This window comes from Pseudomonas sp. ADPe, assembly GCF_014843515.1.
GTDB classification, from domain to species: Bacteria; Pseudomonadota; Gammaproteobacteria; order Pseudomonadales; family Pseudomonadaceae; genus Pseudomonas; species Pseudomonas citronellolis.
The window spans coordinates 4,258,259-4,276,048 of sequence record NZ_CP062122.1 but is presented as its reverse complement, the minus strand read 5'-3'; the positions used below and the strand labels follow the sequence as shown (position 1 = coordinate 4,276,048).

14 protein-coding genes, 1 pseudogene and 1 riboswitch are annotated in these 17,790 nt (G+C 69.1%); of the genes and pseudogenes, 10 read left to right on the top strand and 5 right to left on the bottom strand.

Going from position 1 to position 17,790, the window contains the following annotated elements:
- Positions 1-42 precede the first annotated feature (42 nt).
- The 5 genes and pseudogenes from IG194_RS19450 to IG194_RS19430 all read left to right on the top strand — a co-directional run bounded on the left by IG194_RS19450 (position 43) and on the right by IG194_RS19430 (position 5,011).
- Entirely contained in the window at positions 43-1,005 is a 963-nt protein-coding gene (locus IG194_RS19450) for a 2-hydroxyacid dehydrogenase (protein WP_058488505.1), read from the top strand.
- 41 nt (positions 1,006-1,046) lie between these two features.
- Positions 1,047-2,051 carry a class I SAM-dependent methyltransferase gene (locus tag IG194_RS19445; RefSeq protein WP_058488504.1) on the top strand — a complete coding sequence of 335 codons (1,005 nt, stop codon included), beginning with the start codon at positions 1,047-1,049 and terminating at the stop codon, positions 2,049-2,051.
- Positions 2,052-2,175: 124 nt separating this feature from the next.
- A pseudogene (locus tag IG194_RS19440) lies at positions 2,176-3,642 on the top strand (amino acid permease).
- Between the two features lie 39 nt (positions 3,643-3,681).
- Positions 3,682-3,819: riboswitch (yybP-ykoY riboswitch) on the top strand.
- An 80-nt stretch (positions 3,820-3,899) separates the two neighbouring features.
- Positions 3,900-4,481 (top strand): TMEM165/GDT1 family protein, encoded by a 582-nt coding sequence (locus tag IG194_RS19435; protein ID WP_099049030.1) that lies wholly within the window; start codon positions 3,900-3,902, stop codon positions 4,479-4,481.
- An 86-nt stretch (positions 4,482-4,567) separates the two neighbouring features.
- Complete coding sequence (locus tag IG194_RS19430) at positions 4,568-5,011, top strand: ketosteroid isomerase-related protein (RefSeq protein WP_009617468.1); 444 nt, start codon at positions 4,568-4,570, stop codon at positions 5,009-5,011.
- Between the two features lie 384 nt (positions 5,012-5,395).
- On the opposite strand, the gene IG194_RS19425 is transcribed toward IG194_RS19430, so the two are convergent.
- Complete coding sequence (locus IG194_RS19425) at positions 5,396-6,379, bottom strand: NAD-dependent epimerase/dehydratase family protein (protein WP_043273600.1); 984 nt, start codon at positions 6,377-6,379, stop codon at positions 5,396-5,398.
- Between the two features lie 79 nt (positions 6,380-6,458).
- Entirely contained in the window at positions 6,459-7,280 is an 822-nt protein-coding gene (locus IG194_RS19420; RefSeq protein WP_058488502.1) for a M48 family metallopeptidase, read from the bottom strand.
- Between the two features lie 192 nt (positions 7,281-7,472).
- Between IG194_RS19420 and IG194_RS19415 the strand changes: the two genes are divergently transcribed.
- Entirely contained in the window at positions 7,473-9,614 is a 2,142-nt protein-coding gene (locus IG194_RS19415) for a methyl-accepting chemotaxis protein (protein ID WP_058488501.1), read from the top strand.
- Positions 9,615-10,171: 557 nt separating this feature from the next.
- On the opposite strand, the gene hemH is transcribed toward IG194_RS19415, so the two are convergent.
- Together hemH and IG194_RS19405 are read right to left on the bottom strand one after the other, a co-directional pair.
- Complete coding sequence (gene hemH / locus IG194_RS19410) at positions 10,172-11,197, bottom strand: ferrochelatase (protein ID WP_009617462.1); 1,026 nt, start codon at positions 11,195-11,197, stop codon at positions 10,172-10,174.
- A 9-nt stretch (positions 11,198-11,206) separates the two neighbouring features.
- Positions 11,207-12,133, bottom strand: a complete 927-nt coding sequence (locus tag IG194_RS19405) for a TIGR01777 family oxidoreductase (RefSeq protein WP_058488500.1) — start codon at positions 12,131-12,133, stop codon at positions 11,207-11,209.
- A gap of 266 nt (positions 12,134-12,399) precedes the next feature.
- Here IG194_RS19405 and IG194_RS19400 point away from each other — a divergent pair, with 266 nt between their 5' ends.
- From IG194_RS19400 to phrB, 4 genes are all read left to right on the top strand, one after another.
- Positions 12,400-13,383, top strand: coding sequence for an NAD(P)/FAD-dependent oxidoreductase (locus tag IG194_RS19400; RefSeq protein ID WP_058488499.1), 984 nt, complete (start codon positions 12,400-12,402; stop codon positions 13,381-13,383).
- A gap of 117 nt (positions 13,384-13,500) precedes the next feature.
- Positions 13,501-14,472: a YbgA family protein gene (locus tag IG194_RS19395; protein WP_058488498.1), complete on the top strand. Its 972-nt coding sequence runs from the start codon at positions 13,501-13,503 to the stop codon at positions 14,470-14,472.
- On the top strand, positions 14,462-15,412 hold the full coding sequence (locus IG194_RS19390; protein ID WP_058488497.1) for a MerR family transcriptional regulator: 951 nt from the start codon (positions 14,462-14,464) through the stop codon (positions 15,410-15,412). The genes IG194_RS19395 and IG194_RS19390 overlap by 11 nt, the downstream gene beginning before the upstream one ends.
- Entirely contained in the window at positions 15,409-16,836 is a 1,428-nt protein-coding gene (gene phrB, locus IG194_RS19385) for a deoxyribodipyrimidine photo-lyase (protein WP_058488496.1), read from the top strand. The genes IG194_RS19390 and phrB overlap by 4 nt, the downstream gene beginning before the upstream one ends.
- Positions 16,837-17,156: 320 nt before the next feature.
- Here phrB and IG194_RS19380 read toward each other — a convergent pair whose 3' ends face one another.
- Entirely contained in the window at positions 17,157-17,681 is a 525-nt protein-coding gene (locus IG194_RS19380) for an acyloxyacyl hydrolase (protein WP_009617456.1), read from the bottom strand.
- Positions 17,682-17,790 lie beyond the last annotated feature (109 nt).

Below are 17,790 nucleotides of genomic sequence, written 5' to 3'. Positions count from 1 at the left end.
ACCTTACGCCAGCCCCGCTTCCCGCAAAAGGTACAGCCACAGATGAACAGTGCCCGCGCCGTCTTCCTCGACACCGCCTCCCTCGACCTCGGCGACCTCGACCTGCAGCCCCTGCGCCAGGCCTTCGGCGAGCTGGTCCTGCACCCCGCCAGCGCCCCCGGCGAAATCGCCGGGCGCCTGCGCGAGGCCAACGTGGCCATCAGCAACAAGGCGCCCATCAGCGCCGAAACCCTGGCCCAGTGCCCGGACCTCAGGCTGATCCTGGTCACCGCCACCGGCACCAACAACGTCGACTTGGCCGCCGCCCGCGAGCGCGGCATCGCCGTCGCCAACTGCCAGGGCTACGGCACCGCCTCGGTGGCCCAGCACGCCATCCTGCTGCTGCTCGCCCTGGCCACCCGGCTGCCCGACTACCAGGCGGCGGTCCGCGCCGGACGCTGGCAACAGTCCACTCAGTTCTGCCTGCTGGACTTCCCCATCGTCGAGCTGGAAGGCAAGACCCTCGGCCTGCTCGGCCACGGCGAACTGGGCGGCGCGGTGGCCCGCCTGGCCGAGGCCTTCGGCATGCGCGTGCTGCTCGGCCAACTTCCTGGCCGCCCGCCGCGCGCCGACCGCCTGGCGCTGGACGAGCTGCTGCCGCAGGTCGACGCCATCAGCCTGCACTGCCCGCTGACCGAGCAGACCCGCGGGATGATCGGCCAGCGCGAACTGGACCTGATGAAGCCCGGCGCCTTCATCGTCAACACCGCCCGCGGCGGCCTGATCGACGAGCAGGCCCTGGCCGACACCCTGCGCCGCGGGCACCTGGGCGGCGCCGCCACCGACGTGCTCAGCGTCGAGCCGCCGAAGGACGGCAACCCGCTGCTGGCCGGCGACATCCCGCGGCTGATCGTCACCCCGCACAACGCCTGGGGCAGCCGCGAGGCGCGGCAGCGCATCGTCGGCCAGGTGACGGACAACGCCGCGGCCTTCTTCCGCGGCGACAAGCTGCGGCGGGTCGACTGAAGCGCGAAGTGCTAAACTCGCGCCCTTTTTCAGGAGGCCGCATGTCCAACGCCCCCACCAGCGAGGTGCTGCTGCGCCAGATCGAACGTTTCGCCGGCCGAGTGCTGCTGGCCGGCCTGCCCGCCGACGGCCTGCTCGGCGAACTGCCGCACGCCCTGGGCTGGAGCTGGCACGCCGGCGAGCAGCGGCAACTGGACGGCCGCTACCCGGGACGCTGCCATTTCGGCGTGACGCCGCCGGAGGGCGGGTTCGACGCCGCCGTGCTGTTCCTGCCCAAGTCCCGCGAGCTGACCGATTACCTGCTGGCCGCCCTGGCCAGCCGCGTGCCCGGCGGCCAGCTGTACCTGGTGGGCGAGAAGCGCGCCGGCGTCGAGCGCGCCGCCAAGCAGCTCGGCGCCCTGGCCAAGGCCGCCAAGCTCGACAGCGCGCGGCACTGCCAGCTGTGGCACGCCGCCATCGACGGCGCCCTGCCCTGCCCCGACCTGCATTCCTTGGCCCAGCGCTACACGCTGGCCCTGGCCGACGGCGAACTGCAGGTGGTCAGCCTGCCCGGCGTGTTCAGCCATGGCCGCCTGGACCGCGGCAGCGCCCTGCTGCTGGAACACCTGGACGGCCTGCCCGAAGGCCAGGTGCTGGACTTCGGCTGCGGCGCCGGCGTGCTCGGCGCGGTGCTCAAGCGCCGCTACCCGGGCAGCCGCCTGAGCCTGCTCGACGTTGACGCCTTCGCCCTGGAGAGCAGCCGCCTGACCCTCGCCGCCAACGGCCTGGAAGGCGAGGTGATCGGCGGCGACGGCATCGACGCGGCGCCGGCCGGCCTGGCCGCCATCGTCAGCAACCCGCCCTTCCACCAGGGCGTGCACACCGACTACCAGGCCAGCGAGCGCCTGCTGCGCGAAGCCGCGCAACACCTGCGCCCGGGCGGCGAACTGCGCCTGGTGGCCAACAGCTTCCTCAAGTACCCGCCGCTGATCGAACAGCACCTGGGGCCCTGCCGCAGCCTCGCCGAGGGCGACGGTTTCCGCATCTACAGCGCCCGTCGCCCCTGAGCCCGGGCGCCTCGCCGCAGCCCCACTACACTCCACCCAGACCGAAAGGGCGCGCCGGGCCGGCGCGCCTCACGAGCCGAGGATCGCCGTGAAAAGCACCGTGAAAGAAGCCGAGCTGACCTTCGTGAAGTCGCCGGAAAAGACCCCAGCGCACCTGAAGCGTTCGCTCAAGCCCAGGCACCTGAACATGATCGCCATCGGCGGCTCGATCGGCACCGGGCTGTTCGTCGCCTCCGGCAGCACCGTCGCCACCGCCGGCCCCGGCGGCGCGCTGCTGGCCTACGCGCTGATCGGCCTGATGGTGTTCTTCCTGATGACCAGCCTGGGCGAGATGGCCGCCTACATCCCCGACTCCGGCTCCTTCTCCACCTACGGCAGCCGCTTCATCGACGAAGGCTTCGGCTTCGCCATGGGCTGGAACTACTGGTACAACTGGGCGGTGACCATCGCCGCGGAACTGGTGGCCGCGCAGTTGGTGATGAACTTCTGGTTCCCCGACGTGCCCGGCCTGTACTGGAGCGCGATCTTCCTGGCCATCATGTTCGGCCTCAACTTCTTCTCGGTGAAGGGCTTTGGCGAGAGCGAGTTCTGGTTCGCGCTGATCAAGGTGGTGGCCGTGGTGATCTTCATCGGCATCGGCCTGGCCAGCATCTTCGGCATCATGCACGGCATCGACTCCCCCGGCTTCAGCAACTTCACCACCGGCGACGCGCCCTTCGTCGGAGGCCTGCAGGCCATGGTCGGGGTGGCGATGATCGCCGGCTTCTCGTTCCAGGGCACCGAGCTGATCGGCGTCGCCGCCGGCGAGTCGGAGCACCCGCACAAGTCGATCCCCATCGCCATCCGCCAGGTGTTCTGGCGGATCCTGATGTTCTACATCCTGTCGATCTTCGTCATCGGCATGCTCATCCCCTACACCGATCCGAACCTGCTGAAGACCGACAGCAGCGACATCAGCACCTCGCCCTTCACCCTGCTCTTCGAGCGCGCCGGCCTGGCCGCGGCGGCCGGAGTGATGAACGCGGTGATCCTCTCGGCGATCCTCTCCGCCGGCAACTCGGGGATGTACGCCTCCACCCGCATGCTCTACACCATGGCCCTGCATGGCCAGGCGCCGCGCCTGTTCCGGCAGATCTCGCAGAGCGGCGTGCCACGCTACGCGCTCTACGCCACCACACTGGTGGGCGGGCTGTGCTTCCTCACCAGCTTCATCGGCGACAAGACCGTCTACACCTGGCTGCTCAATACCTCGGGCATGTGCGGCTTCATCGTCTGGCTGGGCATCGCCATCTCCCACTACCGCTTCCGCAAGGGCTACCTGCTGCAGGGCGGCAAGCTGGAGGAGCTGCCCTACCGCGCCAAGTGGTTCCCCTTCGGCCCGCTGTTCGCCTTCGCCCTGTGCCTGGCGATCACCCTGGGGCAGAACTACCAGGCGTTCGTCGGCGAGACGATCGACTGGACCGGGCTGGTCGCCACCTACGTCAGCCTGCCGCTGTTCCTCGTCATCTAGTGGGGCTACCGGCTGAAGAACGGCAGCCGCTTCGTCCGCTACGAGGAGATGGACGTCACCTCCGGCCGCGACGTCGACTGAACGCCGGGCTTGCCCAAGCCGGACGACTTGGGCAGAATGCGCCCCGTCCTAGGGGAGTAGTCTCCCGCGAGCGGTTCCCGCCCTCGCCCGGCACGCGTCAACACACTTGGTCCGCAGACCATGGCGCGTGCGGCCCCAAGGCCCGCAGCAGTCGGGCCCGGGTTTGACAAGACCTATGACACGAGCGATCCGACCCGGGGTGGGCGGATGGCACGTGTCATTGGTGATTAGTCGACCCGCCCCCTTAGGAAAGCCTGATGGAATCCCTGTTCGTCCCCATCCTGGTGGTTGCCCTCGCCGAAATCGGCGACAAGACGCAACTGCTCGCCCTCGTCCTCGCCGCGCGCTTCCGCAAGCCCTGGCCGATCATCGCCGGCATCGTCGCCGCGACCCTGGTCAACCACTTCGCCGCCGGCGCCGTGGGCAAATGGGTTTCCACCTTCTTCTCCGAAGCCGCCCTGAGCTGGCTGCTGGCCGCCTCCTTCCTCGCCGTGGCGGCCTGGACCCTGGTGCCGGACAAACTGGATGACGACGAAGAGGGCGGCCTGAAGAAGTTCGGCCCCTTCCTCACCACGCTGATCGCCTTCTTCCTCGCCGAGATGGGCGACAAGACCCAGGTCGCCACCGTGATGCTGGCCGCGCAGTACCCGCACTTCTGGCTGGTGGTACTGGGCACCACCATCGGCATGCTGCTGGCCAACGTGCCGGTGGTACTGGCCGGCAACTTCGCCGCCGAACGCCTGCCGCTGGCACTGATCCGCCGCCTGGCCGCCTGCGCCTTCGCCGTCCTGGGCCTGGCCGCGGCCTGGCACGCGGCCAAGCTGTCCGGGCTGTTCTGACAGGCGCTCCGGCGTGGCGGCCAATGCTGCCGCCACGCCTTCGTCCTATAGTTGTGGCTGTCGTCCCTTCGCTGAAGGAAACAGCCATGACCGACAAGGACCTGAAACGCCTCGCCCGCCAGCACATCGACCTGAGCTGGAACAAGGGCCGCCTGGCCCTGGCCACCCAGTTGCACAGCCCGGACTTCCTCTACAAGAGCAGCTTCTCCGCCCAGCCCCTGGACAGCGCCGGCTACCGGCAACTGATCGAGGGCATCCGCGCGTCCATGGACGACCTGGAAGTGGTGGTCGAGGAATGCATAAGCGAGGGCCACAAGGTGTTCACCTGGAGCACCCTGGTGGGCACCATCAGCCGCCCCGCCTTCGGCTACCCGGCCAGCGACAAGGTGGTCAGCATCCCCGGCATGGCCCTGTGGCTGTTCAACAGCCAGGGCAAGTTGCAGGAGCTGTGCACGCTGATCGACATGGAAAGCTTCCGCAGCCAGATGGGCCTGCAGAACCGCCCGCTGGCGGAGCAGGCGCTACCCTGAGGCAGCGGCCTTCTCTTGTAGGAGCGCGCCCTGCGCGCGAATCGCGGGCAAGGCCCGCTCCTACAGTTTGCGGTAAGGCACGGAGTCTCCCTGTAGGAGCGGACCTTGTCCGCGATAGCCGGACATATCGGCGCGATTCGCGGATAAGATCCGCTCCTACGCCACCCCACCCACGCCATTCCCCCGTAGGAGCGCGCCCTGCGCGCGATTCGCGGGCAGGGCCCGCTCCTACAGGTAGCCGGGAAAGCGCGGTGTTCCTCCCCCGTAGGAGCGGACCTTGTCCGCGATAGCCGGACATATCGGCGCGATTCGCGGGCAGGGCCCGCTCCTACAGTTTGCGGTAAGGCACGGTATTCCCCGGCGCAGTCGGCAAGACTGTTGCGCCTACAGGTACCCGTTGGCGCGGAACCAGTCGATGGCCCGCTGCAAGGTGTCTTCCAGCGGCACGTGGCTTTCGAAGCCCAGCTCCTCGCGGGCCTTGCGTCCGTCGAGGAACTGCCCGCCGGCCATCACCTCGATGGCGGTTTCGTCCAGCAGCGGCAGCTTGCCGGTCAGGCGGTAGCGCCAGCGGCCCAGGGTGGCCAGGGCGCGGGCGCGGTGCAGCGGCATCGGCTGCGGCGCCGGGCGGCCCAGCAGGTGGGCGATGGTGGCGGTGAGCTCGGCCATCTCCACGTTGTGCCCGGTGAGCAGGTAGCGCTCGCCGATGCGCCCGCGCTCCAGGGTCATCAGCAGGCCGCGCCCCGCCTCGCCGGCATCGATCACGTTGCGCCGCCCCGGCACGTAGTGGGACATCTCGCCGCGGCCGATGGCGGTGATCAGGCGCCCGGTGGTCGGGCCCATGTCCAGCTCGCCCAGCACCATGCCGGGAATCCCGATCACCACCGGCAGGCCGCCGCGGGCCTGCTCGCGGGCCTGTTCGTCCAGCGCCCACTTGCACATCACGTAGGCGCTCTTGCCGGTGGGCAGGCTCTCGTAGAACAGCCCCTCGTGGCCGGGCAGGCCCTGGGGGTGCGGGGGCATGGCGAAGGCCGAACCGACGTAGAGGATGCGCGGCACCTTGTTGTGCAGGCAGGCCGCGTAGAAATGATTGGTCTGGTCCAGGGCGCTGGCCACCTCCTCCTGCCAGCGGCGCGGCCGCTGCGGGTAGTAGCCGGCGCTGAAGATCACCGCGTCGAGCCCGCTCAGGGCGCGCTCCAGCCCCTTGTAGTCGAACAGTTCGGCGACCCGGCACTCCGGCTCCAGGTAGGCCAGGCGCTGGATCTGCGAGGACGGGCGGTGGATCAGCACCAGCTGGTGGCCGGCGGCCTTGATGGCGCGCGCGGCGTGGTGGCCGAGGAGCCCGGTGGCTCCGAGTACTGCGATTTTCACTGGCGCTCCCTGGTGGTGGTCGAACCGGCCGCGTCGGCGGCCGGCTGCAACGGATCGACGGCGTCGATCCCCCCGCTCGTCAATTGCGGCCCTTGGCCTGCTCGTACAGCGGCATCACCTTGGGAATGGCGGCCTGCAGGTTGGCCATGCGCGTGCTGTCCGCCGGGTGGGTGCTGAGGATTTCCGGCGGCGCATCGCCACCGGCCTGGCCCATCTTCTGCCACAGCGTCAGCGCGGCCTGGGGGTTGTAGCCGGCGCGGGCGGCCAGCTCCAGGCCGATGAGGTCGGCCTCGGTCTCGTTCTGCCGGCTGTTGGGCAGGGTCAGGCTGTACTGCACCACCTGGTCGGCCAGCTGCTTGCTGGTCTCGCCCAGGCCCAGCAGCGCGCCGCCGAGGTTCTCGCCCATCTGCACGGCGTAGGCGCGGGACATCTGCTCGCGGCCGTGCTCGCGCAGGGCGTGGGCGATCTCGTGGCCCATCACCGCGGCGATCTCGTCATCAGTGAGCTTCAGCTGATCGATCAGGCCGCTGTAGAAGATGATCTTGCCGCCGGGGCCGCAGTTGGCGTTGAGCTCGTCGCTCTTGATCACGTTGACCTGCCAGTCCCAGCCCGGGGCGTCCTGGCGGAACGAACCGGTCTGCGGGATCAGCCGCGCGGCCACGGCCTTGACGCGCTTGGCGTCGCTGCTGTCGTTGTCCAGCTTGCCCGCCGAAGTCGCGTCAGTGAGGGTCTTCTGGTACGACTGCGAGTACATCTGGTCGACCTGCTGGCTCGACAGCATGCTGAACATGTACTGCTTGCGCTCGACGCCGACGGCGCCGCCGCTGGTGGTGTTGACCTGCTGGCACCCGGCCAGGAGCAGGGCGGCGGCCAGGCCGGTGAAGCGGAATAGGCTGGGCATGATGCTCTCCTGAAGCAATGCAATCTCCCTTGGACAGCGCGCAATGGTAGGCCGCCCCCCGGTGGCCGGCAACCGCTCCGCAAAGGAGACGACACAAGGGCGTTACAACCCATTACAGGCATTTCCTAAGGAAACTCTGAAGTCCTGCCGATACAGCGGAACAGGCTGTCCCTGGTACGCGAGTATTTCGCCATGAAGTTCAAGTCGATCCAGTTTTCCGTGGTGGCGCTGGCCGGGGCCAGCGTCCTGGCAGTGGTGGCTGCGCTGGTACTCTATGCCCTGTTCGCCGGCGGGCGCACCCAGACGCTGGTGCAGGAACGCACCCAGGCGCTGCTGGAGAAGGTCATCAACGAACGCCTGGTGGCCCTGGCGCGCGCCCAGGCCAGCCAGATCCAGCGCGAGCTGGAATACCCGCTGACGGTGGTCAAGGGCCTGGCCCAGGCCAACATGCTGATGGACGGCAAGGATGCCGAGGGCAAGCCGCTGCTGGGCATCAGTCGCGGCGAGATGTCCAACCTGCTGCGCCAGACCGTGCAGCAGACCCCCAAGCTGCTGGACGCCTTCGCCGGCTGGGAACCCGGCGCCTTCGCCGGCCCCGACAGCCTCTACGCCGGGCAGACCGGCGCCGGCTACGACGCCAGCGGGCGCTTCATGCCCTGGTGGTACCGCAAGGCCGACGGCAGCCTCACCGTGGAAGCCATGGGCGACACCCTGGAAAGCCAGAAGGTGCTGCCCACCGGCGTGCGCGAGGGCGAGTACTACCTGTGCCCGAAGGAACGCCACAAGCCCTGCGTGATCGACCCCGCGCCCTATGAAATGGGCGGCAGAATGGTAATGATGTCGTCCTTCAACGCGCCCATCCTGGTCGACGGCCAGTTCCGCGGCGCGGTGGGCGCCGACCTGTCCCTGGACTTCATCCAGGACCTGCTCAAGGCCGCCGACGCCACCCTCTACGACGGCGCCGGCGAGCTGGCGCTGATCTCCGCCAACGGCCGCCTGGTGGCCTACACCAAGGACGCCGGCAAGCTCGGCGAACCGGCCGACAAGGTGCTGGACGCGAGCCAGGCCGCCAGCCTCGGCAAGCTGCAGGGCGAGGAGCCGCTGTACCTGCAGGACCCGACTCGCGACACCATCGCCGTGTTCCTGCCCTTCGCCATCGGCGACACCGGCACGCGCTGGACGCTGATGCTGGAGATCCCGCGGCAGGCCGTGTTCGGCGAACTCAAGCAACTGCAGGGCGCGCTCAAGGCGCAGAGCGATTCCGACACCCTGGGCATGACCCTGGTCGGCCTGCTCATCGCCGCCGGCGGCCTGCTGGTGATCTGGCTGGTGGGCCACGGCATCGCCCGGCCGCTGCGCCAGTTGGTCGGCATGCTCGACGACATCGCCCAGGGCGAAGGCGACCTGACCCGCCGCCTGTCCAGCGAGCGCGCCGACGAGCTGGGCTCCATCGCCCGCGGCTTCAACACCTTCCTCGGCAAGCTGCAGGGCATGATCGGCCAGGTGGTGACGTCGGTGCAGCACGTCAGCGACTCCTCCGAGCACACCGCGGACATCGCCATCCGCACCAACCAGGGCGTGCAGAAGCAGTTGGCGGAGATCGAGCTGGTGGCCACCGCCGTCCACGAGATGACCGCCACCGCCCAGGACGTGGCGCGCAACGCCACCCACGCGGCGGAAGCGGCCAGCCACGCCGACCAGGCCGCGCACCAGGGCAAGCAGATAGTCGAAAGCAGCTCGGCGGCGATCCAGGCCCTGGCCACCGAGATCGGCCGCGCGGTCGGCGTGGTGCAGTCGCTGGCCCGCGACAGCGAGAACATCAACGCCATCCTGGTGGCCATCCGCGGCATCGCCGAGCAGACCAACCTGCTGGCGCTCAACGCCGCCATCGAGGCGGCGCGGGCCGGCGAGCAGGGCCGCGGCTTCGCCGTGGTGGCCGACGAAGTGCGCAACCTGGCGCAGAAGACGCAGCAGGCCACCGAGGAAATCCAGAGCATGATCCAGCAGCTGCAGAACGGCACCCGCGAAGTGGTGCAGGTGATGCAGCAGAGCCAGGAGAAGACCGACGACAGCGTGCGCCACGCCCACGAGGCGGCCCAGGCGCTGGAGTCGATCACCCAGGCGGTGTCGGTGATCAACGACATGAACACCCAGATCGCCAGCGCCGCCGAGGAACAGAGCGCGGTAGCCGAGGACATCAACCGCAACGTCGCCAACATCGGCCTGGTCGCCAACCAGGTGGCCGGCGGCGCCGACGAGGCCTCCCAGGCCAGCGCCGAGCTGACCAGGCTGGCGGAGCAGCAGCGGCGGTTGGTGAATCAATTCAAGGTGTAGGGCCTGGCTGCCGCCCTGAATCGGCATAGCCCAGGCCAAGCGGCGGATAACGCCGTAGGCGTTATGCGCCCTACGCCAGGCCCGACCGGGACGTAGGGCGAATAACCGTTCGCGGTTATCCGCCGATACACCGGGGCCACAGCCAACGCCAAGGCCAACCCCGGAGGCGCCGGGAACCAAGGCCAAACGGCGGATAACGCCGTAGGCGTTATGCGCCCTACGCCAGGCCCGACCTTGACGTAGGGCGAATAACCGTTCGCGGTTATCCGCCGATACACCGAGGCCACAGCCAACGCCCAGGCCAGCCCCGGAGCCGCCGGGAACCAAGGCCAGACGGCGGATAACGCCGTAGGCGTTATGCGCCCTACGCCAGGCCCGACCGTGACGTAGGGCGAATAACCGTTCGCGGTTATCCGCCGATACACCGGGGCCACAGCCAACGCCAAGGCCAGCCCCGGAGGCGCCGGGCCAAAGCCGAGCCATGGTGATGGGTATCGCTTCGCTCAACCCATCCTACGACTACGACGACGTTTCTCCTGCGGGCGCAAAGCCGGCCGTCAGAGCGGCTCCGGCAACCGCTCGCACAACCGCGCCAGCGCCAGCGCCCAGGCCTGCTGGTCGTTCAGGCAGGGAATCAGCACCAGCTCCTCGCCGCCGGCGGCGATGAACTGCTCGCGGCCGCGCTGGCCGATTTCCTCCAGGGTCTCGATGCAGTCGGCGACGAAGGCCGGGCACATCACCAGCAAACGCTTCACGCCCTGCTTCGCCAGGACTTCCAGCTGCGCGTCGGTGTAGGGGCCGATCCACTTGGCGCGGCCCAGGCGCGACTGGAACGACACCGACCAGCGGCCCTTCTCCAGGGCGGCGTTCTCGGCGAACAGCTCCGCGGTGCGCAGGCACTGGCTGCGGTAGCACAGCGCCAGGACCTCCGGGCGCACGTGGCGGCTGTCGGCGGCGTCGAGGTCATGCTTGCGGTCGCCCACCAGCTTGCGGATGTGCCGCTCGGGCAGGCCGTGGAAGCTCAGCAGCAGGTGGTCGTAGGGTTGCTCCAGGTAGGGCTGCACGCTGGTCAGCAGGGCCTGCTGGTATTCCGGCTCGGCGTAGAACGGCGGCAGCACCAGCAGGTGCATGCCGTGCAGGCCGAGCTGGCGGATCAGCCGGCGGGCCTCCTCGATGACGGTGGTGGTGGTGCTGTCGGCGAACTGCGGGTACAGCGGCGCCAGGGTCACCTGGCGCACGCCCTGCTCGTAGAGGTCCAGCAGGGCGTTCTCGATGGACGGCTGACCGTAGCGCATGGCCAGCGCCACCGGGCCGTGCGGCCAGTACTTGCGCATGACCTGCTGCAGGCGGCGGCTGATCACCACCAGCGGCGAGCCCTGGTCCCACCAGATGGAGGCATAGGCGTGCGCCGACTCCTCCGGGCGCTTGCGCAGGATCAGCGACACCAGCAGGCGCCGCGCCGGCCAGGGCAGGTCGACGACGTACGGGTCCATGAGGAACTGGTCCAGGTAACGGCGCACGTCGGCCACCTCCGTCGAGGCCGGCGAGCCCAGGTTGACCAGCAGCAGGGCGTTGAGGGTCATGCAGCATCCTTAGTGACGGTGGGCGGCGGCCGCCGGGCGATGCGCGAGGACATCGGCGAGGGCGGCCGGCAGATCGTTGTAGCGGAACACGAAGCCGGCTTCCAGCAGGCGCCGGGGCTCCACGCGCTGGCCGCCGAGCAACAGCAGCGACAGCTCGCCGAGCAGGGTGCGCAGGGCGAAGGCCGGCACGCCCAGCAGGGTCGGGCGGTGCAGCGCCTGGCCCAGGGCCCGGGTGAAGTCGCGGTTGCGCACCGGCTGCGGCGCGCACGCATTATACGGACCGCTGGCGTCGCTTAGCTGCAAGAGAAAATCGATCAGGCCGATCATGTCCTCGATGTGCACCCAGGACATCCATTGCCGGCCGTTGCCCAGCTGGCCGCCCAGGCCGAAGCGGAAGGCCGGCAGCAGGCGCGCGAGGAAGCCGCCCTCCGGCGCCAGCACCAGCCCGGTGCGCAGGCGCACCACGCGGATGCCCAGGCCCTCGGCCTGCATGGCGATCTGCTCCCAGGCCAGGCACAGCTCGCTGGCGAAATCCTCGCCGGCCGCCGCGCTGCCTTCGTCCAGCGGACGCTCGCCGGCGTCGCCGTACCAGCCGACCGCCGAGCCGCTGATCAGCACCGATGGCCGCTGGCTGCGGCCTTCCAGCCACTCCACCAGACGCTCGGTGAGGCGCACCCGGCTGTCCCACAGCAGCGCCTTGCGCCGCGACGTCCAGGGCCGCTCGGCGATGGGCTCGCCGGCCAGGTTGACCACCGCGTCGACCTGTTCGTCGCCCACCGCCTCGAAGCTGGAAACGCCCCGCACCTCGCGCCCGCAAAGCTCGGCGACGCGCTCCGGACGGCGGCTGAGCACCGTCAGCCGATGGCCGGCGGCGCTCCAGTGGCGGCACAGGCGGCGGCCGATCAGGCCGGTACCGCCGGTAATGAAGATGTGCATCTGAACCTCCTTGCGCTGAACTCCCACACCTACCATCAGTCTGGACGAGGGAACGACGCTTGCATTACTGCACCCGTCCGAGTGTGGCGAACGTCTACGCTGTAAATGCCGGAACCGATACGCGACGCCCCGAAGGAATGGCCGCGAAGCGTGGACGAAATTCCGCTCGACCGTTCGAACGGCGACCGAACAACTATACAAATAAAACAGATTGTACAAGGCTGTTCGACTCGCTAACCTGAACACAACAACCTACGAGGCATGTCATGAGCGCCCCCATTGCCATCATTGGCACCGGAATCGCCGGACTTTCAGCCGCCCACGCCCTGCTCGACGCGGGACAGGAAGTCCAGCTCTTCGACAAGGGCCACGGCAGCGGCGGCCGCATGGCGAGCAAGCGCAGCGATGCTGGCGCGCTCGACCTCGGCGCCCAGTACTTCACCGCCCGCGACCGCCGCTTCCTCGACGCCATCCAGCACTGGCGCGACGCCGGCTGGGTCGCTGAGTGGAACCCGGCCCTGTACCAGTACCGCGACGGCATGCTCAGCCCATCGCCGGACGAGCAGCCGCGCTGGGTCGGCACCCCGCGCATGAGCGCCATCACCCGCGCGCTGCTGCAGGGGCTGCAGGTCACCTTCTCCTGCCGCATCACCGAAGTCTTCCGCGGCGAACAGCACTGGCACCTGCAGGACTCCGAAGGCTGCAACCACGGCCCGTTCAGCCACGTCCTGGTCGCCACCCCGGCGCCGCAGGCCGCGGCGCTGCTGGCCGGCGCGCCCAAGCTGGCAGCAGCGGCGGCGAGCATCGCCATGGAGCCGACCTGGGCCGTGGCCCTGGGCTTCGCCGAGCCCCTGCAGACGCCGGTGCAAGGCTGCTTCGTCCAGGAAGGCCCGCTGACCTGGATGGCCAGCAACCGCTGCAAGCCCGGCCGCGACGAACACATGGACACCTGGGTGCTGCACGCCAGCAGCAGCTGGAGCCGGCAGAACATCGACAAGCCCAAGGAAACCGTCATCGAGCACCTGCTGGGCACCTTCGCCGAGATGATCGGCTGCGCGGTGCCCGAACCGGTGTTCGCCCTGGCCCACCGCTGGCTCTATGCCCGGCCGCTGGAAGCGCACCAGCTGGGCGCGCTGGCCGATGCCGACCTGGGCATCTATGCCTGCGGCGACTGGTGCCTCTCCGGCCGCGTCGAAGGCGCCTGGCTGAGCGGCCTGGAAGCCGCCCGCCGCCTGCTGCAACACCTCTGAGCCCGACGGCGCCCGCTTGGGCGCCGTACCCTGTACAAATGATTTGCGGCTGTACAACGTTCGGCCTATGCTGAAAAGCAGTTGTACACGCAAAGCCTACTTGTACAGGGTCAGACCATGCCCACCTCCCCTTCCCGGCCCAAGCTCGGCATCAGCGCCTGCCTGCTCGGCGCGAACGTCCGCTACAACGGCGGGCACAAGGCTTCGCGCCTGTGCCTGGAGGACTTCGCCCGGCACTTCGACTTCGTCCCGCTGTGCCCGGAAGTCGCCATCGGCCTGGGCGTGCCGCGCCCTACCCTGCGCCTGGTTGGCGAGGCCACGCAGCCACGCGCGGTGGCCAGTGCGGTAGATAGCCGCGATGCGACCCTGGACCACAGTGCGGCATTGCGTCGCTATGGCGCGGAACAGGCCGGCCAGTTGAGTGAGCTGGGTGGCTTCATCTTCATGCAGAAGTCCCCCTCCTGCGGCCTGCACCGCGTCAAGCTCTACGCGGAAGATGGCCAGCCGCCCATGGCCGGCGCCCGCGGCCTGTTCGCCGAGGCTTTCTGCGCCGCCCGCCCCGAGCTGCCGGTGGAAGAGGAAGGCCGTCTGCACGATCCCCGCCTGCGCGAGAACTTCGTCACCCGCGTCTACGCCCATCTCGATTGGCTCGCCCTGTGCCGCGCGGGGCTGACGCACAAGGCGATCCTCGACTTCCACTCGCGCCACAAGTACCAGCTGCTCGCCCACGCCCCGCGCCAGTACGCCGAACTGGGCCGGCTGCTGGCGGACATCGGCCGCTATCCGGCGGAGCAGTTCGGCCCGCTTTACTACCGGGCCTTCAGCCAGGCGCTGGGCCACTGCGCCAGCCGCGGCAGCCACAGCAACGTGCTGCAGCACCTGGCCGGCTACCTCAAGCGCGCGCTGGGGGCGGACGACCGCGCCGAGCTGCAACGGCTGATCGAACAGTACCGCCACGGCGAGGTACCGCTGGTGGTGCCCCTGGCGCTGCTCAAGCACCACTTCCGCCGCCACCCGCACCCGTACATCGCCCGCCAGGCGTACCTGCAACCCCACCCCGAGGCCTTGGGTCTACGCAATGCCATCTGAACGAAGCAACACCCTTCCCGACGATTATCGCCAGGCGCTGGCCGCCGGCTGGCTGCCGATCAGCGAAGTAGCCCGGCGCACCGGGGTGAACCCGGTGACGCTGCGCGCCTGGGAACGCCGCTACGGGCTGGTCGTCCCCCAGCGCACCGCCAAGGGCCACCGCCTGTACTCCGCCGAGCAGCTGGAGCGGATCCGCCGTGTGCTCACCTGGCTGGAGCGCGGCGTGGCGGTGGGCAAGGTGCGCGACCTGCTCGACGAACCGCCGCGGGCGGCAGCCGATACCCACTCGCCCTGGGACGACCTGCGCCAGCAGGCGCTGAGCGCCATCGCCCGGCTCGACGAACAGCGCCTGGACGAGCTGTTCAACGGCGCGCTGTCGATCTACCCGGCGCAGACACTGTGCGAGCACCTGATGCTGCCGTTGCAGCGCGACCTCCAGCTACGCTGGCAGGGCCAGTTCGGCAGCGGCCTGGAGCGCCTGCTCTACCACTCCTGGCTGCGCAGCAAGCTGGGCGGCCGCCTGTATCACTACAACCGCCAGCACCAGGGGCGGCCGCTGCTGCTGGTGAACCAGTCGGAACACCCGCGGGAAACCGGCCACTGGCTGTGCGCCTGGCTGGCCAGCTCCGCCGGGTGCCCGGTGCAGGTGTTCGACGGCCCGCTGTCCTGCGCCGAGATCGCCCTGGTCGAACAGCGCCTGAACCCGCGCGCCCTGCTCCTCTATTCCGACCAGAGCCTGAGCCCGGCGCAGCTGTCGCGCCTGCTCGCCGGCTGCATCTGCCCCACCCTGCTGGTGGGCGCCAGCGTGGACATCCATGCCCAGGAGTTGGCCGAGCTGCAACGTGAAAGCCACCCGGGCCTGCACCTGGCGCAAGACCCGCTACAAGCGCGCGCCACCCTGCACGCCCTGGGCCTGCTCAACGGCGGGGGTGGCGAATGAGGCGCCAACTGCTCTGGCTACGCAGCGACCTGCGCGTGCGCGACAACAGCGCCCTGGCCGCCGCCGCCCAGGCCGGCCCGGTGATCGCCTGCTACCTGCTCAGCCCCGGCCAGTGGCGCGCCCATGACGATTCGCCGAACAAGGTCGACTTCTGGCTGCGCAACCTGCAGGTGCTGCAACGCGACCTGGCGCGGCTGAACATTCCCCTGCTGCTGCGTGAAGCGGACACCTGGAGCCAGGCGCCGGAAGTGCTGCTGCAGCTGTGCCGCAGCCTGGGCATCGCCGCGGTACGGGTGAACGAGGAGTACGGCATCCACGAAAGCCGCCGCGACGAGGCGGTGAAACGGCGCCTGGCCGAAGCCGGCGTCGGCTTCCACAGCCACCTGGACCAGTTGCTGTTCGCCCCCGGCAGCCTGCTCACCCGCGGCGGCAGCTACTTCCAGGTCTTCAGCCAGTTCCGCAAGCTCTGCTACCAGCGACTGGCCACTGCCCTGCCCGCCTGCCTACCGGCGCCGCCAGCGCAGGCGCCGCTGGAGGTGGACGGCGACCCCGTGCCACGGGAACTGCCCGGCTTCACGCCCAGCGCAGCACTGGCGCGGGAGTTCTGGCCCGCCGGGGAAAAGGCCGCCGGCGAACGCCTGGCCGGCTTCGCCGAAGATGGCCTGGCGCACTACCACGAGCGACGCGACCGCCCGGACCTCGACGGCACCAGCCAACTCTCCGCCTACCTGGCCGCCGGCGTGCTCTCGCCGCGCCAGTGCCTGCACGCGGCACTGGCGAACAACCGGGGCGAATTCGAGAGCGGCGGCCCGGGCCCCGTGGCCTGGATCAACGAACTGCTCTGGCGCGAGTTCTACAAGTACATCCTGGTCGGTTTCCCGCAGGTCAGCCGCGGCCGCGCCTTCCGCGCGCCAACCGAGGCGCTGCCCTGGCGCCACGCGCCGGCGGAGCTGGAAGCCTGGCAGCAGGGCCGCACCGGCTTCCCGATCATCGACGCGGCGATGCGCCAGTTGCTGGCCACCGGCTGGATGCACAACCGCCTGCGCATGCTCACCGCCATGTTCCTCAGCAAGAACCTGCTGATCGACTGGCGCGAAGGCGAGCGCTGGTTTATGCGCCACCTGGTGGACGGCGACCTGGCGGCGAACAACGGCGGCTGGCAATGGAGCGCCTCCACCGGCACCGACGCCGCGCCCTACTTCCGCCTGTTCAACCCGCTGGCGCAATCGCGCCGCTTCGATCCCCACGGGCGTTTCCTGCGCCAGTGGCTGCCGGAGCTGGCCGGCCTGGACAACGAAAGCCTGCACGAGCCATCGCGCCTGGGGCTGTTCGGCGCGCCCGGCTACCCGGCGCCGATGCTCGATCTGGCGGCGAGCCGCGAGCGGGTGCTGGAGGCCTTCCGCAATCTGCCGGGAGCTGCCTAGTCTGCCTACGTTGCAGGCGAACATGGCTTCTCGGGGCCTGTAGGAGCAGGCCCTGCCCGCGAAATCGCGCGCAGGGCGCGCTCCTACATGGAATGGTGTGGGTGGGGCGGCGTAGGCGGATCTCATCCGCGAATCGCGCCGGGGTGTGACATGGTCCGGAAGAAACAGCCCGTAGGATGGGTTGAGCGAAGCGATACCCATCGCCATGTCCGCATGGGTTTCGCAAGCTCAACCCATCCTACGAAAAACCCTTTGGCGTAGTCGGCAAACAGGCATGAAAAAACCGGCCACCAGGGCCGGCTTTTTCGCACAGCTGGAACTTACAGCGGATGGCTGTAGAACAGGCTGTAGGACTCGATGCCGTCGTTGGGCATCGCGAGCCCGGCATTCGAGTAGTGGATGGCGCGGATGCCCACCGACTGGCCGCCGGCGAACTTCAGGCCGAAGCCCAGGCGGTCTTCGAAGGCGAAGGCGCTGCCCAGGTCATGGTCGCCGACCTCGGAGCCGGTGAAGCCGGCGATGCCGATGCCGGCCTCGATGAAGGGCTTCACGCTGTCGCCGTTGAACTGGTAGACGAACACCGGCGCGACGGACAGCGAATAACGGGCGCCCGCGCGGTCGCCGGCCCCCCAGTAGGTGACGCCGGTGTCCCAGTAGCCGGTCAGGTGGCCGGTACTGCTTTCCCACCAGGTCTTGTCCCAGTCGAAACTCGCGCCCAGGCGCAGGGTCATGTCGCCCTGGCCGGTGGCGCCTGCCGCGGCGGTCAGATTCGCGGCCTGCGCTGCGCCGGCGGCACCCACCATCATGATTGCGGCCAAGGCGGCCAGCGAGAGTAGCTTCTTCATCGAAAGATCCTTATGGATAAGCTGAATGAAAAATCCCCGCGAATAGCTAATGATTATAAGGCGATTTGCCAGATATGGCCTGCGAAATGTCAGCGCATTGTTACGTATG

Coding starts and splice junctions, on each gene's coding strand:
- IG194_RS19450 (WP_058488505.1), top strand. CDS start 43: ATGAACAGTGCCCGCGCCGTCTTCCTCGACACCGCCTCCCTCGACCTC.
- IG194_RS19445 (WP_058488504.1), top strand. CDS start 1,047: ATGTCCAACGCCCCCACCAGCGAGGTGCTGCTGCGCCAGATCGAACGT.
- IG194_RS19435 (WP_099049030.1), top strand. CDS start 3,900: ATGGAATCCCTGTTCGTCCCCATCCTGGTGGTTGCCCTCGCCGAAATC.
- IG194_RS19430 (WP_009617468.1), top strand. CDS start 4,568: ATGACCGACAAGGACCTGAAACGCCTCGCCCGCCAGCACATCGACCTG.
- IG194_RS19420 (WP_058488502.1), bottom strand. CDS start 7,280: ATGCCCAGCCTATTCCGCTTCACCGGCCTGGCCGCCGCCCTGCTCCTG.
- IG194_RS19415 (WP_058488501.1), top strand. CDS start 7,473: ATGAAGTTCAAGTCGATCCAGTTTTCCGTGGTGGCGCTGGCCGGGGCC.
- hemH (WP_009617462.1), bottom strand. CDS start 11,197: ATGACCCTCAACGCCCTGCTGCTGGTCAACCTGGGCTCGCCGGCCTCG.
- IG194_RS19405 (WP_058488500.1), bottom strand. CDS start 12,133: ATGCACATCTTCATTACCGGCGGTACCGGCCTGATCGGCCGCCGCCTG.
- IG194_RS19400 (WP_058488499.1), top strand. CDS start 12,400: ATGAGCGCCCCCATTGCCATCATTGGCACCGGAATCGCCGGACTTTCA.
- IG194_RS19395 (WP_058488498.1), top strand. CDS start 13,501: ATGCCCACCTCCCCTTCCCGGCCCAAGCTCGGCATCAGCGCCTGCCTG.
- IG194_RS19390 (WP_058488497.1), top strand. CDS start 14,462: ATGCCATCTGAACGAAGCAACACCCTTCCCGACGATTATCGCCAGGCG.
- phrB (WP_058488496.1), top strand. CDS start 15,409: ATGAGGCGCCAACTGCTCTGGCTACGCAGCGACCTGCGCGTGCGCGAC.
- IG194_RS19380 (WP_009617456.1), bottom strand. CDS start 17,681: ATGAAGAAGCTACTCTCGCTGGCCGCCTTGGCCGCAATCATGATGGTG.